This window comes from Rhodococcus sp. 3258 (assembly GCF_031456475.1).
Classification (GTDB): domain Bacteria; phylum Actinomycetota; class Actinomycetes; order Mycobacteriales; family Mycobacteriaceae; genus Rhodococcoides; species Rhodococcoides fascians.
Genome location: NZ_JAVDUT010000001.1, coordinates 1 through 14,694, shown reverse-complemented (window position 1 = coordinate 14,694; position 14,694 = coordinate 1). Strand labels below are relative to the sequence as shown.

General features: G+C 64.0%; 14 protein-coding genes. 8 read left to right on the top strand and 6 right to left on the bottom strand.

The genetic code is table 11. The features are described 5' to 3' along the window. Positions 1 to 56 precede the first annotated feature (56 nt). The 4 genes from J2X62_RS00070 (at position 57) to J2X62_RS00055 (ending at position 4,222) form a co-directional block, all read left to right on the top strand. Positions 57 to 1,007, top strand: a complete 951-nt coding sequence (locus J2X62_RS00070) for a substrate-binding domain-containing protein (RefSeq protein ID WP_032367238.1) — start codon at positions 57 to 59, stop codon at positions 1,005 to 1,007. Positions 1,008 to 1,034: 27 nt separating this feature from the next. Then, positions 1,035 to 2,093: an ABC transporter permease gene (locus tag J2X62_RS00065; protein WP_032366677.1), complete on the top strand. Its 1,059-nt coding sequence runs from the start codon at positions 1,035 to 1,037 to the stop codon at positions 2,091 to 2,093. Positions 2,094 to 2,095: 2 nt separating this feature from the next. Further along, complete coding sequence (locus tag J2X62_RS00060; protein WP_032366676.1) at positions 2,096 to 2,899, top strand: ATP-binding cassette domain-containing protein; 804 nt, start codon at positions 2,096 to 2,098, stop codon at positions 2,897 to 2,899. 84 nt (positions 2,900 to 2,983) lie between these two features. After that, positions 2,984 to 4,222: an acyl-CoA dehydrogenase family protein gene (locus J2X62_RS00055; RefSeq protein WP_310175981.1), complete on the top strand. Its 1,239-nt coding sequence runs from the start codon at positions 2,984 to 2,986 to the stop codon at positions 4,220 to 4,222. 61 nt (positions 4,223 to 4,283) lie between these two features. Here J2X62_RS00055 and J2X62_RS00050 read toward each other — a convergent pair whose 3' ends face one another. The 4 genes from J2X62_RS00050 to sdhC are packed head-to-tail and all read right to left on the bottom strand — an operon-like array spanning position 4,284 to position 7,698. Next, on the bottom strand, positions 4,284 to 5,066 hold the full coding sequence (locus J2X62_RS00050; protein WP_027496417.1) for a succinate dehydrogenase iron-sulfur subunit: 783 nt from the start codon (positions 5,064 to 5,066) through the stop codon (positions 4,284 to 4,286). Position 5,067: 1 nt separating this feature from the next. After that, positions 5,068 to 6,819 carry a succinate dehydrogenase flavoprotein subunit gene (sdhA, locus tag J2X62_RS00045; RefSeq protein ID WP_027496418.1) on the bottom strand — a complete coding sequence of 584 codons (1,752 nt, stop codon included), beginning with the start codon at positions 6,817 to 6,819 and terminating at the stop codon, positions 5,068 to 5,070. Positions 6,820 to 6,835: 16 nt separating this feature from the next. Further along, entirely contained in the window at positions 6,836 to 7,288 is a 453-nt protein-coding gene (locus J2X62_RS00040; RefSeq protein ID WP_027496419.1) for a succinate dehydrogenase hydrophobic membrane anchor subunit, read from the bottom strand. After that, positions 7,288 to 7,698, bottom strand: a complete 411-nt coding sequence (gene sdhC / locus J2X62_RS00035) for a succinate dehydrogenase, cytochrome b556 subunit (RefSeq protein ID WP_072692119.1) — start codon at positions 7,696 to 7,698, stop codon at positions 7,288 to 7,290. The genes J2X62_RS00040 and sdhC overlap by 1 nt, the downstream gene beginning before the upstream one ends. A gap of 265 nt (positions 7,699 to 7,963) precedes the next feature. Here sdhC and J2X62_RS00030 point away from each other — a divergent pair, with 265 nt between their 5' ends. Next, positions 7,964 to 8,377, top strand: coding sequence for a cytidine deaminase (locus tag J2X62_RS00030; RefSeq protein ID WP_027496421.1), 414 nt, complete (start codon positions 7,964 to 7,966; stop codon positions 8,375 to 8,377). After that, positions 8,370 to 9,653 carry a thymidine phosphorylase gene (locus J2X62_RS00025; protein WP_032408072.1) on the top strand — a complete coding sequence of 428 codons (1,284 nt, stop codon included), beginning with the start codon at positions 8,370 to 8,372 and terminating at the stop codon, positions 9,651 to 9,653. Before J2X62_RS00030 ends, J2X62_RS00025 begins: the two co-directional genes overlap by 8 nt. Before the next feature lie 9 nt (positions 9,654 to 9,662). Here J2X62_RS00025 and J2X62_RS00020 read toward each other — a convergent pair whose 3' ends face one another. Together J2X62_RS00020 and J2X62_RS00015 are read right to left on the bottom strand one after the other, a co-directional pair. Continuing rightward, on the bottom strand, positions 9,663 to 11,030 hold the full coding sequence (locus J2X62_RS00020; RefSeq protein WP_027496423.1) for an aspartate aminotransferase family protein: 1,368 nt from the start codon (positions 11,028 to 11,030) through the stop codon (positions 9,663 to 9,665). Further along, positions 11,027 to 11,491 (bottom strand): Lrp/AsnC family transcriptional regulator, encoded by a 465-nt coding sequence (locus J2X62_RS00015; RefSeq protein ID WP_032366674.1) that lies wholly within the window; start codon positions 11,489 to 11,491, stop codon positions 11,027 to 11,029. Before J2X62_RS00015 ends, J2X62_RS00020 begins: the two co-directional genes overlap by 4 nt. Positions 11,492 to 11,633: 142 nt before the next feature. Between J2X62_RS00015 and J2X62_RS00010 the strand changes: the two genes are divergently transcribed. Together J2X62_RS00010 and J2X62_RS00005 are read left to right on the top strand one after the other, a co-directional pair. Then, the gene (locus tag J2X62_RS00010; RefSeq protein ID WP_310175941.1) at positions 11,634 to 13,136 is read left to right on the top strand and encodes a gamma-aminobutyraldehyde dehydrogenase; all 1,503 of its coding nucleotides are present in this window, start codon (positions 11,634 to 11,636) and stop codon (positions 13,134 to 13,136) included. Further along, positions 13,133 to 14,554 (top strand): FAD-dependent oxidoreductase, encoded by a 1,422-nt coding sequence (locus J2X62_RS00005; protein WP_310175939.1) that lies wholly within the window; start codon positions 13,133 to 13,135, stop codon positions 14,552 to 14,554. The genes J2X62_RS00010 and J2X62_RS00005 overlap by 4 nt, the downstream gene beginning before the upstream one ends. Positions 14,555 to 14,694 lie beyond the last annotated feature (140 nt).

Genomic DNA, 14,694 nt, shown 5'->3' with positions numbered 1-14,694 from the left:
CGCTCCGCTCGGTTCGACGCCGCGCCGGTGGGGCGGGTGTCGCACTCGGGTTGGTGATGGTGCTGACGCTGACGGCCTGTTCGAGCACCGGTGGGGCTCCACGATCTACCGACAACGGCAGCAATGCGGGAGTGGCGAACACGCCTGCGGCGACGGTAGCGATGATCACGCACGAGGTACCGGGCGACACGTTCTGGGATCTCATCCGAAAGGGAGCCGAGGCCGCAGCCGCCAAGGACAACATCGAGCTCCGCTACTCGGCCGATCCGGAGGCACCCAATCAAGCCAATCTCGTTCAGAGCGCGATCGACTCGAAGGTGGACGGCATCGCTCTGACACTGGCCAAGCCCGAGGCCATGGCTCCGGCTGTCGAGGCGGCAACCGCAGCGGGCATCCCGGTCGTCGCCTTCAATTCCGGCTACGACGCATGGAGCGCAATGGGGGTGCAGCAGTACTTCGGTCAGGACGAAACCATCGCGGGTAGGGCTGCCGGGGCGCGGCTCACCGAAGACGGTGCGCGAAAGACCTTGTGCATCATCCAGGAGCAGGGTGCAGTAGCGCTCGAAGCGCGCTGCGCAGGAGTTCGACAGGGCTTCACCGGGGGCAGCACCGAAATTCTGAACGTCAACAGCAAGGACATGCCGTCGGTCGAGGCGACGATCACCGCGAAGCTCCAGCAGGACCCGAGCATCGATCACGTGGTAGCGCTCGCAGCCCCGATCGCACTGACCGCGGTGCAATCGAAGACCAATGCCGGTAGCGACGCCACCGTCGTCACGTTCGACACCAACGCGGCCCTCGTCGACGCGATCGAGTCAGGCGACGTCGCCTGGGCCATCGATCAGCAGCCCTATCTGCAGGGTTATCTCGCCATCGACTCCCTGTGGCTGTACCTCAACAACGGCAACACCATCGGCGGCGGCACCCCGGTGCTCACCGGCCCGGCCTTCGTCGACTCGACCAACATCGAGGCCATCGCCGAGTACGCCCGCAACGGAACTCGCTGAGCGTCGTCCGGACGCGGAAGGAACATCATGCCAACACAGGCCGACCCGGCTTCGGGAACGCACGCCGTGATCCTGGACGAGCGGGTGAAGAAACAGAAACCGTTGCAGCGCTTGCTGATTCGCCCAGAGATGGGTGCCCTGTTCGGTGCGATCGCCATCTTCGTCTTCTTCTGCATCGTCGCGCCGCCGTTTCGGTCTCCCGAAGCGCTGGCGACCGTGCTGTACGCGTCGTCGACGATCGGAATCATGGCGATCGGTGTCGCGCTGCTGATGATCGGCGGCGAGTTCGACCTGTCCACCGGGGTCGCGGTCACGTTCTCCTCGATCATGGCGTCGATGCTCGCCTACAACCTGCACCTGAACGTATGGACCGGAGCTGTGCTGGCGCTGGGCCTCGCATCGGCGGTCGGCTTCGTCAACGGGTATCTGGTGACGAAGACGAGAATTCCGTCGTTCCTGATCACGCTGGCGTCGTTCCTGATGCTCACCGGCATCAATCTGGCCGTCACCAAACTCGTCACCGGACAGGTTGCGACCCCGTCGATCTCGGACATGCAGGGCTTCGACTCGGCGAAAGCCGTGTTCTCCTCGTCGTTCTCGCTGTTCGGGGTCTCCATCCGCATCACCGTCGTGTGGTGGGTCGTGTTCACACTCGTGGCCACGTGGGTGCTGATGAGAACTCGCATCGGTAACTGGATCTTCGCCGTCGGCGGCGATCAGGAATCGGCCAGGGCAGTCGGTGTTCCGGTCACCAAGGTCAAGATCGGCCTGTTCGTGTTCGTGGGGTTCTGCGCGTGGTTCGTCGGGATGCACCTGCTGTTCGCGTTCGACACCGTGCAGTCCGGCCAAGGCGTCGGCAACGAATTCCTCTACATCATCGCGGCAGTCATCGGAGGGTGTCTGCTCACGGGTGGGTACGGCACCGCCGTCGGAGCCTTCATCGGTGCGTTCATCTTCGGAATGACCAACCAGGGCATCGTGTACGCCGGGTGGAATCCCGACTGGTTCAAGTTCTTTCTCGGCGCGATGCTTCTCTTCGCCGTGATCGCCAACAACTCCTTCCGTAACTACGCGGCGAAAAGGTGAGCATGACTACCTCCTCGGACCAGCCCGTCCAGTCGCCGTCGGCGCCGCTCATCGAGCTGAAGAACGTCGGTAAGAACTACGGCAACATCGTGGCGCTGCACGGAATCGACCTACGCGTCGGTGCCGGTGAGGTCACCGGAGTTCTCGGTGACAACGGCGCAGGCAAGTCCACGTTGATCAAGATCATGGCGGGCCTGCACAAGCAGTCCGAGGGGGAGCTGTTCGTCGACGGCACACCGAGGATGTTCGACTCGCCGAGGGATGCTCTCGACCTGGGTATCGCGACGGTCTACCAGGATCTTGCCGTGGTCGCGCTGATGCCGGTGTGGCGCAACTTCTTTCTCGGCCAGGAGCTCACGAAGGGCAGATTCTTCAAGACTCTGGACACGAACGCCATGCGCGCGACGACCATCGAAGAGCTGCGCAAGATGGGCATCGATCTGCCCGACGTCGATGCCCCCATCGGGGCGCTGTCCGGCGGTCAGCGGCAATGCGTGGCAATTGCGCGCGCGATCTTCTTCGGAGCCCGTGTGCTGATTCTCGACGAGCCCACCGCGGCGCTGGGAGTCAAACAATCCGGGATGGTGCTGCGCTACATCTCCGCCGCCAAAGAGCAGGGACTGGGCGTCGTGTTCATCACCCACAATCCTCACCACGCGTACCTGGTGGGCGATCATTTCGTCCTGCTCGACCGCGGCCGCCAGAAATTGGACTGCACCTACGACGACATCTCGCTCGACGAGCTCACGACCGAAATGGCCGGGGGCCAGGAGCTCGCAACCCTCACCCACGAACTCGGTCGCTGAGACCCGCGATGGGTGAGACAGGGGCACGGCGGGTAGAAGAGCAATAGTGGTGCCCGAGGGCGGCACCGGACGAAGGAGTCGACCATGAGCAAGCACGAGCCCCTCGGGCCACTGTCGCCGGACTTCCTCGAATCGGATTTCTACGGGTATCAGGGCTTGCTCGACGAGGCCGAAGTCGACGTGGTGCTGCGTACCCGCCGGTTCCTCCAGGAGCAGGTTGCGCCGCGAGCCAACGAGTTCTGGGAGAAGGCCGTCTCACCGGTACACCTCATGCCGGCCATCGCCGACCTCGAAATCGCGGGTCTGGGATACGCCTTCAAGGAACCGGGTCGTTCCGCAGGCTCCACTCCTGTTGACCGCAAGGCCTCCCGCAAACTACTCACCGGCTGGCTCGAGATGGAATTCGCGCGGGTCGATCCGTCCACCGGAACGATGTTCAGCGTGCACAGTTCGCTGGCCATGAGCAGTATCTCCATCCTCGGCTCCGAGGAACAGCGCGAGCGGTGGTTGCCCGCCATGCGCCGAATGGAGACGATCGGCGCGTTCGGACTCTCCGAACCGCACGGCGGATCGGACGTCGCCGGCGGGTTGGAGACCACGGCTCGCCTCGATGGAGACCATTGGATTCTCAACGGAAGCAAGCGATGGATCGGTAATGCGACCTTCGCGGACCTGACGATCGTCTTCGCCAAGGACGAGGCGGACGGCGAGGTCAAGGGCTTCGTGGTCGAGAAGGAATTCGAGGGGTTCCGGGCCGAGAAGATCGAGGGGAAGTACTCGCTTCGCGCAGTGGAGAACGCCGACGTTCATCTCGAGAACTGCCGCGTCCCGGTCGCCAACAAGCTGGCCGAGGCCAACTCGTTCGCCGACACCGCCAAGGTGCTTCGGCTGACCCGCGGAGGAGTGGCGTTCCAAGCCGTCGGCGTCATGATGGGCGCGTACGAGCGAACCGTCGCCTACGCGCGCGAACGGGAGCAGTTCGGGTCTCCGATCGCCTCGTTCCAGCTCATTGCCGATCTCATCGCGCGGATGACGGCGAACATCACCGCGTCTCTGGGGATGGCCGTTCGCGTCGCACAACTGCAGGGCAACGGAGTTCATCACGACGAGCATGCGGCGCTCGCGAAGACGTTCTGCACGACGCGTCTGCGCGAGGTGGTCGGATGGGCCCGAGAGATCATGGGCGGCAACGGAATTCTCATCGAGCACGAGGTCATCAGGTTCTTCTCCGATGCCGAGGCGTTGTACTCGTACGAGGGCACCGCTCAGATCAACAACCTCATCGTCGGCCGCGGCGTGACGGGTTACAGCGCGTTCGTGTGACGGACAGACGAAAGCGCCCCTTCGCGTCTGCGAAGGGGCGCTTTCGTCGTAGCCGTGGAGATCAGCGAGCGAACAGCAGTGCGCGCTTGACTTCCTGGATGGCCTTGGTCACCTGGATGCCACGAGGGCATGCGTCGGTGCAGTTGAACGTGGTGCGGCAGCGCCACACACCCTCGACGTCGTTGAGGATGTCCAGACGCTCGGTGGCACCCTCGTCACGGCTGTCGAAGATGAACCGGTGCGCGTTGACGATGGCCGCCGGACCGAAGTAGCTTCCGTCGCTCCAGAACACCGGGCACGAGGTGGTGCAGCACGCACACAGGATGCACTTGGTGGTGTCGTCGAAACGGGCGCGGTCCGCAGCCGACTGAATGCGCTCGCGGGTCGGCTCGTTGCCCGTCGTCATGAGGAACGGCTTCACGGCGCGGAACGCGTCGAAGAAGGGCTCCATGTTGACGATGAGATCCTTCTCCACCGGCAAGCCACGGATGGGCTCGATGGTGATGTTGAGGGTCTTCGACGAATCCTTCGGCAGCATGTCGCGCATCAGCACCTTGCAGGCGAGACGGTTGACGCCGTTGATGCGCATCGCGTCACTGCCACAGACGCCGTGGGCGCACGAGCGACGGAACGTCAGAGTTCCGTCGAGGTAGCCCTTGACGTAGTGCAGCAGGTTGAGCAGACGGTCGGTGGGCAGCGTGGGGACCTGGAAGGTGTCCCAGTACTGGCCGTCGCCGCTCTCGGGGTTGAAACGAGCGATCTTGAGCGTGACCATGACCGCGCCGTCGGGCACGGGAGGCAGATCGTTCTGTTCGGACTTCTTGTCCAGTGTGGGTGCGCTCATGTCAGTACTTCCGCTCCATCGGCTCGTAGCGGGTCTGGATTACCGGCTTGTAGTCCAGGCGGATCTCGGTGAGCAAACCTTCGCCCTCCTTGTAGGCCATGGTGTGCTTCATGTACTCGGCGTCGTTGCGATCGGGGAAGTCCTCACGAGCGTGTCCGCCGCGCGATTCCTTGCGATTGAGCGCTCCGACGACGGTCACCTCGGCCATCTCGAGCAGGAAGCCGAGTTCGATGGCTTCGAGCAGGTCGCTGTTGTAGCGCTTGCCCTTGTCCGCGACGGTGATGTGGTTGTAGCGCTCCTTGAGGGCACGCACATCCTTCAGCGCCGTCTCGAGGCGTTCCTGCGTGCGGAAGACCGACGCGTTGTTGTCCATCGACTGCTGCATCTCGGAACGGATGTCGGCCACCCGCTCGTGACCGTGGTCGGACAGGATCAGCTCGAGCCAGTCCTGCACCATCTTCGCCGGCTCCTCGGGGAGCGGGGTGAAGTCCACCGAGTTGGCGTACTCGGCCGCGGCGATGCCCGCACGACGACCGAAGACGTTGATGTCGAGCAGCGAGTTGGTTCCCAGACGGTTTGCGCCGTGCACCGACACACAGGCGCACTCACCTGCCGCGTACAGGCCGGGGACGATGTCCTCGTTGTTGCGCAGCACCTCACCGCGAATCTTGGTGGGGATACCGCCCATGACGTAGTGACAGGTCGGGTAGACCGGCACCGGCTCCTTGACGGGGTCGACACCGAGGTAGGTGCGCGAGAACTCCATGATGTCGGGGAGCTTCTCGTCGAGAACTTCCTCGGGAATGTGGGTGACGTCGATGTAGACGTAATCCTTGTTGGGACCACCGCCGCGTCCCTCGAGAACCTCGAGCACCATCGACCGCGCCACGATGTCGCGCGGAGCGAGGTCCTTGATGGTCGGGGCGTACCGCTCCATGAAGCGTTCACCCGACTCGTTGCGCAGAATGCCGCCTTCGCCGCGGACGGCCTCGGAGATGAGGATGCCCAGGCCTGCGAGGCCGGTCGGATGGAACTGGTGGAACTCCATGTCCTCCAAGGGAAGTCCCTTGCGGAACACGATGCTCATGCCGTCGCCGGTCAGAGTGTGCGCGTTGGAGGTCGTCTTGTAGATACGTCCCGAGCCGCCGGTCGCGAAGATGATCGACTTGGCGTGGAAGATGTGCAGTTCGCCGGTGGCGAGTTCGTAGGCGATGATGCCGGTGGCAACCGGCCCGTCGTCCGTCTCGGTCAGGCAGAGATCGAGCGCGTAGAACTCGTTGTAGAACTCGACGTCGTGCTTGACGCAGTTCTGGTACAGCGTCTGCAGAATCATGTGACCGGTGCGGTCGGCTGCGTAGCACGCGCGGCGAACGGGTGCCTTGCCGTGGTCACGGGTGTGGCCGCCGAAGCGTCGCTGATCGATCTTTCCTTCGGGTGTCCGGTTGAACGGAAGACCCATCTTTTCGAGGTCGAGGACGGCGTCGATGGCCTCCTTGGCCATGATCTCCACCGCGTCCTGGTCGGCGAGGTAGTCGCCGCCCTTGACGGTGTCGAACGTGTGCCATTCCCAGTTGTCTTCCTCCACGTTGGCCAGGGCGGCACACATGCCGCCCTGAGCTGCTCCGGTGTGGGAGCGGGTGGGGTAGAGCTTGGTCAATACGGCTGTCCGAGCACGGGGTCCGGCTTCGATCGCAGCACGCATTCCGGCACCGCCTGCGCCGACGATCAGTACGTCGTAACGATGTTCCTGCATGTAAGCGTCAGTGTCCTTAGCTCGCCGAGATGTTGGGATCGAAGGTGAAGATGACGTAGGTGCCGACGCCCATGATGAGGATCATCGACAGCACCAGCAAGGTCGTCAGCCAGAATCGCGTCGAGTCCTTGCGGGAGTAGTCGGCGATGATGGTGCGCAGACCGTTGCCGCCGTGCAGCTGTGCCAGCCACAGCATCGTCAGATCCCAGAACTGCCAGAACGGGCTGGCCCAACGGCCGGCGACGAAGGCGAAGTTGATGCGGTGCACGCCGTCGTCGAGCATCAGCATGATGAACATGTGGCCCAGGACCAGCACGACGAGTGCCAGGCCGGAGAACCGCATGAACAGCCACGCGTAGAGCTCGAAGTTGCCCTTGCTCTGACGCCGCGGCGAACGCGGGTTGGCCAGGCTGGCCGGACGGTCGTAGTTCGTGCCGAGGACCTTCGCCTCGGGACCCTGCGTCGACATCAGTGACCACCCGCCGTGAACATGTTGTAGAAGATTCGTCCCGCGCCCGGGATCATGACGACGAGCCAGACGACTGCGATGACCCAGAGCATCAGCTTCTGGTACTGCGGTCCCTTGGCCCAGAAGTCGATCAGCATGACTCGGATGCCGTTCAACGCGTGGTACAGCACTGCCGCGACGAGGCCGAGTTCCATCAGTCCGACGAGCGGGGTCTTGTAGGTTTCGATGATGGCGTCGTACGTCTCGGGATTGACCCGAACCATCGCCGTGTCGAGAACGTGGACGAACAAGAAGAAGAACGTCAACACGCCTGTGATGCGGTGCAGAACCCAGGACCACATTCCCGGGTCCCCGCGGTACAGAGACCGCTTGCGCTCCTTGACCGGAGCGGCTTCCGTCGTGCTACTCATCGAGTGCAATGCCTCCAACGTCGTTGGTGGACGCGTCGAGCCCGGTGGCCGGGCTTAACCTGGCTCGATTTGTCGCGATTCGGCCCTAGTGCTGGTTGTACTAGCCGCTTGATAGAAACTGTAAACCCATTCGAAACACGGAACTAATTCGACTCGAGGTTCGTATGGTGCCGAAATCCCGTGTTAGGTTTGCCTTCCCAATTCAATCGGGCGGTTTCGGGTAGATCTCTGCATCAATTCAGACAGCGTGATTGGATGGGTGACCATGAACGAAATCGACTGGAATGCGTTGCGCGACAATGCCCATGGGGCCATGAGGCACGCATACGCCCCGTACTCCAATTTTCCGGTGGGCGCGGCAGCTCTGGTGGACGACAATCGCATTGTCACCGGGTGCAATGTGGAAAATGTCTCATACGGTTTGGGCCTGTGCGCCGAGTGCGGGTTGGTGTCGAACCTGCACTCGACCGGCGGGGGCAGGCTCGTTGCCTTTTCCTGTTGCGATTCCCGACGCGAGATCCTCATGCCGTGCGGGCGGTGCAGGCAGTTGCTGTACGAGTTCGGCGGCGCGGATCTGCTCGTCGATACCGCCACCGGGCCGCGTCGGCTGGCAGAGTTGCTCCCGGACGCATTCGGCCCCGACAACCTCGACGAAGGACGCGTGAACAACCATGCCTGACGCCGTATCGATCATCAGCGCCAAACGCGACGGACGCGTTCTCGACGACGAGCAGATCGAGTGGGTGATCGCCGAGTTCACCCGCGGAAGCGTCGCGCCGGAACAGATGTCGGCGTTGGCGATGGCAATTCTGCTGCGCGGATTGTCGCGCCGGGAGTTGAGTACGTGGACGAACGCCATGATCGCGTCGGGCACGCGAATGGACTTCTCCGCGTTGCCGCTCCCTACCGTGGACAAGCACTCGACCGGTGGCGTCGGAGACAAGATCACGCTGCCGCTCGCACCCTTGGTCGCTGCGTGCGGAGCGGCGGTGCCGCAACTGTCGGGCCGCGGGCTTGGGCATACCGGGGGCACCTTGGACAAGCTCGAGTCCATCCCCGGATGGCGAGCTGATCTCAGCGGCGACGAGATGCACCGGATTCTTGCCGACCCGGCCGTGGGCGCGGTGGTCTGCGCGGCAGGCGCAGATCTGGCCCCGGCCGACAAGAAGCTCTACGCCCTGCGCGACGTCACCGGAACCGTCGAGTCGATTCCGTTGATCGCCAGTTCGATCATGAGCAAGAAGATCGCCGAGGGCACGGGCGCGTTGGTGCTCGACGTGAAGGTCGGGGCGGGCGCGTTCATGAAGAACGTCGACGATGCACGCGAACTGGCAACGGCGATGGTCGAACTCGGAACGGATGCGGGCGTACGGACCCTGGCGGTGCTGACGGCGATGGACACACCGCTCGGCCTCACCGCAGGCAACGCGCTCGAAGTGCAGGAGTCGGTGGAGGTTCTGGCCGGCGGCGGGCCGGCGGACATCGTGGAGCTGACGATCACGCTGGCACGCACCATGCTCGCCGCGGCCGGGATCGAGGGCATCGATCCGGCAGACAAGCTTGCCGACGGGTCCGCCATGGACCGGTGGCGCACGATGATCGCGGCGCAGGGCGGCGACCCCGACGCCGCGCTGCCCGTCGCCCGTGAGAGCCAGGAATTCACTGCGACGCAGGACGGCGTCGTCACCGGCTTGGACGCGATGGGCGTCGGCCTCGCGGCGTGGCGGCTCGGCGCGGGCCGGGAGCGGCAGGGCGAGCCGGTACAGAGCGCAGCCGGCGTGCGTCTGCATGCCAAGCCGGGCGATCGGGTTCGCGCCGGGGATCGGTTGGCCACTCTGTACACCGACACCCCGGAGAAGTTCGACTACGCGCAGCAGGCCCTCGAGGGCAGCTGGGAGATCGGCACCACCGCGGCGCAGCCGACCCCCCTCGTCATCGACCGGATCGGGCAGTAACGCCGTCGCTCAGATCAGGTTGCCCGCCTCGGTCAGCACGCTGCGCAGGATCTGTTCCATCTCGTCGAACTCCTTCTGCCCGCAGATCAATGGCGGAGCCAGCTGTACCACCGGGTCGCCGCGATCGTCGGCCCGGCAGTACAGCCCGGCGTCGAACAGGGCGGTGGACAGGAACCCGCGGAGGATGCGTTCTGCTTCGGCGTCGCTGAACGTTTCCTTCGTGGCCTTGTCCTTCACCAACTCGATGCCGTAGAAGTACCCCTCGCCGCGCACATCGCCGACGATGGGCAGATCGTGCAGTTTTTCGAGCGTCGCGCGGAACGCGGGTGCGTTGTCCGCAACGTGGGCGTTGAGCCCCTCGCGTTCGAAGATGTCGAGATTGGCCATGGCGACGGCTGCGGAGACGGGGTGCCCGCCGAAGGTGTAGCCGTGCGCGAAGCTCGACGTGCCGTCGTCGAACGGCTCGAAGAGCTTGTCGGAGGCGATCATCGCGCCGATGGGGGAGTAGCCCGAGGTCATTCCCTTGGCGCAGGTGATGATGTCGGGCACGTAGCCGAAGTCGTTGCAGGCGAACATCGATCCGATGCGCCCGAACGCGCAGATGACCTCGTCCGAGACCAACAGGACGTCGTAGCGATCGCAGATCTCGCGGACCCGCTCGAAGTATCCGGGTGGAGGAGGGAAGCAGCCACCCGCATTCTGGACCGGTTCGAGGAACACGGCTGCCACCGAGTCGGGGCCCTCGAATTCGATGGCCTCGGCGATGCGGTCGGCCGCCCAGATTCCGAACGCCTTGGGATCGGTGTCCATGGGGGCCGCAGCCCGATAGATATTGGTGTTCGGCACCCGAAATGCGCCCGGGGTCAACGGTTCGAACGGTTCCTTGAGTGCCGGGATACCGGTGATGGCCAGAGCGCCCTGCGGGGTGCCGTGGTACGCGATGGCACGCGAGATCACCTTGTGCTTACCTGGTTTGCCGACCTTCTTGAAATACTGCTTGGCCAGCTTCCACGCGCTCTCGACTGCTTCGCCACCGCCGGTGGTGAAGAAAACTCGATTGAGGTCCCCAGGGGCGTATCCGGCGAGCCGTTCGGCGAGTTCGATGGCAGGCTCGGTGGCATACGACCACAGTGGGAAGAACGCCAATTCCTTGGCCTGCTTGGCCGCGGCCTCGGCCAGTTCTTCGCGGCCGTGCCCCACCTGAACCACGAACAGGCCCGACAGACCGTCGATGTAGCTCTTGCCGTTCGAGTCCCAGATGGTCGAACCCTCGCCGCGGGTGATGATCGGGGGAGTGACCCCGCCGCCGTGACGGGTGAAGTGGCCCCACAGATGCTTTGCCGCGGAGGCGTCGAGCTCGGATGTGGTTCGCGTCATCGTGTTCCCCAATTGTATTGCTGCTTGACGAGTTTCAGATAGACCAGGGTTTCGGTACTGGTGACCGAGTCGAGGCTGCGGATCTGCTTGTTGAGAATCCGTAGTAGTTGTTCGTCGTCCTCGCACACCACTTCGACAACGATGTCGAAGGAGCCTGCCGTGAGGACCACGTAGTCGATCGCGTCGATCGCCGAGAGTTGCTCGGCCAGTGCATGACTGTCTCCGGTGCACTTGATGCCGATCATGGCCTGCCGCTTGAATCCGACCTGTACCGGATCGGTGACGGCGACGATCTGCATGACACCGGAGTCCGTCAAGCGTTGAACACGTTGCCGCACGGCAGCTTCCGACAACCCGACGGCTTTGCCGATCGCGGCGTAGGAACGTCGCCCGTCCTCCTGAAGTTGTTCGATGATCGCCTTGGAGACGTCGTCGAGTGCGATGGGTGACTGATCCGGCATCGGTCGATCTTGTCACCGACACCGCCGCCGACACAAGCGATAGGCGATGAAATTCGCAATAAATATCTGTGTCGACGACAGAATCGGTTGTTGCGGGATCGGAAACCGGGCGAATCCGTGGATCGGTCGGTATCGTGCAGTCATGGCGAACATTCCTGGTTGTTGGATCGACGGACGCGCAGTGGACGGCAGCGGCGACCGCTGCGGCGTCGAGAACCCGGCGACCGGAACCGTGGTGTCCGAGTTCGGTCTCTCCACGGCAGCGGACGTCGAAGCGGCTCTCGTTCGAGCGCGCTCGGCGCTACCGCAGTGGGCCACCGCAACTCCGGCCCAGCGCGGCGCGGTGCTTGCCGAGTTGGCGCGATCGGTGGCGGCCGACGCCGAATTCGCCACCGAAGAGGTGGCCCAGACCGGCAAAAGCGTGCGTCTGGCAACGGAGTTCGACGTTCCGGGCAGCGTCGACAACATCGAGTTCTTCGCCGGAGCTGCCCGACATCTGGACGGCAAGGCAGCGGCCGAGTACTCGGGCGAACACACCTCGGCCATCCGACGCGACCCGGTCGGCGTGGTCGGATCGATCACGCCGTGGAACTATCCGCTGCAGATGGCCGTCTGGAAGGCGATCCCGGCGTTGGCGGCCGGGTGTTCCATCGTGCTCAAGCCCAGTGAACTCACGCCTCTGACCACGCTGCGTCTGGCGCGTCTCGCCTCGGAGGCCGGCCTGCCCGACGGGGTGTTCAACGTGGTCACCGGAACCGGAGCGGAGGCCGGAGTCGCGTTGTCCTCGCATGCGGGCCTGGACCTGATGACTTTCACCGGTTCCACTCCCGTCGGGAGGCAGGTGATGTCGCAGGCTGCCATGCACGGCACCCGGGTGCAGCTCGAACTCGGCGGCAAGGCCCCGTTCGTGGTGTTCGACGATGCCGACCTCGAGGCTGCGATTCACGGTGCCGTCGCCGGTTCGTTGATCAACGGCGGACAGGACTGCACGGCAGCCACCCGCGCCATCGTCGCGGACTCCCTGTACGACGATTTCGTCGCCGGAGTTGCCGAGGTGATGGAACGCGTCGTCATGGGAGATCCGACGGATCCGGCGACCGACATGGGATCGCTGATCTCGATCGCGCATCGGGATCGTGTCGCGGCCATGGTGGATCGGGCTCGCGATACCGGAGCGAGGATCGTCACCGGAGGCCGTGTCCCGGACGGTAGGGGTGCTTTCTACCCGCCGACGTTGATCGCCGATGTGGGTGAGCAGGACGAGATCTACCGCGACGAAGTGTTCGGACCGGTGCTCACGGTGTCGCGGCACTACGGCGACGACGATGCGATTCGGCGGGCCAACGACACCGCGTTCGGACTGGCGGCCTCGGCGTGGACCCGCGACGTGTACCGCGCAGGCCGAGTGTCGCGGGAGATCGCCGCCGGTTGTGTGTGGATCAACGACCACATCCCGATCATCAGCGAGATGCCGCACGGCGGGTTCGGAGCGTCGGGCTTCGGCAAGGACATGTCGAGCTACTCGCTCGACGAGTACCTCACCGTCAAACACGTGATGACCGACATCACCGGTGTGGCCCGAAAGTCCTGGCATCGCACCGTTTTCGCTAGCGCAGGACCCGAGGATCAGGAGCTACGACGATGAGCGCATCCTGGGCTACCGAACCCACCGATCGCGGCGTGGCGATGGTTCTCGGAGCAGCGCCGCAGCCCTTCTGGCTCGACCGACCGGAACGACCGACGCCCAGGCCGCGGCACTCCGGTTCGACGTCTGCGGATCTGGTGATCGTCGGCGGCGGGTTCACCGGATTGTGGGCGGCTCTGCACGCGGCAGAGGAGAACCCCGACAGATCGATTGTCTTGCTCGAAGGCGACCGCATTGCCGAGGGTGCCACCGGACGCAACGGCGGCTTCTGCGCGGCCAGCCTGACGCACGGACTGGGCAACGGACTCGACCGGTATGCCGACGAACTACCCGAGTTGCTGCGAATGGGAACCGAGACGCTCGACGCGATCTGCGCGACTGCGAAGAAGTACGGAATCGACGCCGATATCGAACGCACCGGCGAGCTCGACATCGCCAATTTCGACTGGCAGGTCGACGACCTCCGTGAGCTCGGCGACGAGGGGAGACGACTGTCGCAACCGATGGAATATCTCGACGCCGCTGCAGTGAGAGCCAAAATCACCTCACCGATGGCGCGCGGTGCCCTGTTCGACCCCGACGTCGCGATGATCGATCCTGCCAAATTGGCCTGGGGCCTGGCCGACGCGGCGGAGTCGCTCGGCGTCCGCATCCACGAGAACACTCGGGCCTTGTCGATCGACAAGTCCGGCAACGGTATTCGGGTGAAGACGGGCTACGGCACCATCGAGGCCGCCAAGGTTCTGCTGGCCACCCCGGCATCGAAATCGTTGCGCCGCAAGCTCCGTCACTGGATAGTCCCGGTGTGGGACTACGTGATCATGACCGAACCGCTGACGTCTGCGCAGCTCGCCGCAATCGGCTGGTCCGGCCGCGAAGGATTGGCCGACTCCGGCAATCGATTCCACTATTTCCGGTTGACGGCCGACGATCGCATCCTGTTCGGCGGGTGGGACGCGCACTACTTCTACGGTAGCGACACCGACCCACGCCGAACCCAACATCCAGAAGAGTTCGCGTTGCTCGCCGAACATCTGCTGCAGATGTTCCCAGCCCTCGAGGGAATCCGTGCCACCCACGCGTGGGGCGGATCGATCGACACGTGCTCGCGGTTCAGTGCCTTCTGGGATCTCGGCATGAACGGACGGGTGGCCTCGGTGGCCGGGTTCACCGGCCTCGGCGTCGGCGCGTCGCACTTCGGGGCCCGCACCGCGCTCGACCTACTCGACGGCAACGACACCGAACGGACACGCCTGAAGATGGTGCGTACCAAGCCGTTGCCGTTTCCACCCGAGCCCCTCAAGTCGATCGGGATCAACATCACTCGTGCGCAATTCGCTCGCGCAGACCGCAACGAGGGACGGCGGGGATTGTGGCTGAAGGGAATGGACGCGTTGGGTCTGGGCTTCGACAGTTAGAGCGGCTGCGCCGCACGTGCGTGGAAACTCGGGCTCTGCTACGCATTTCCACTCAGTGATACTGGAGTTGTTCGTCGAGGTGGAAGGTATGACTCGTTTCCGCTCTGACGCCGATGGCTGTCTTTCATGTGATGTGTCGG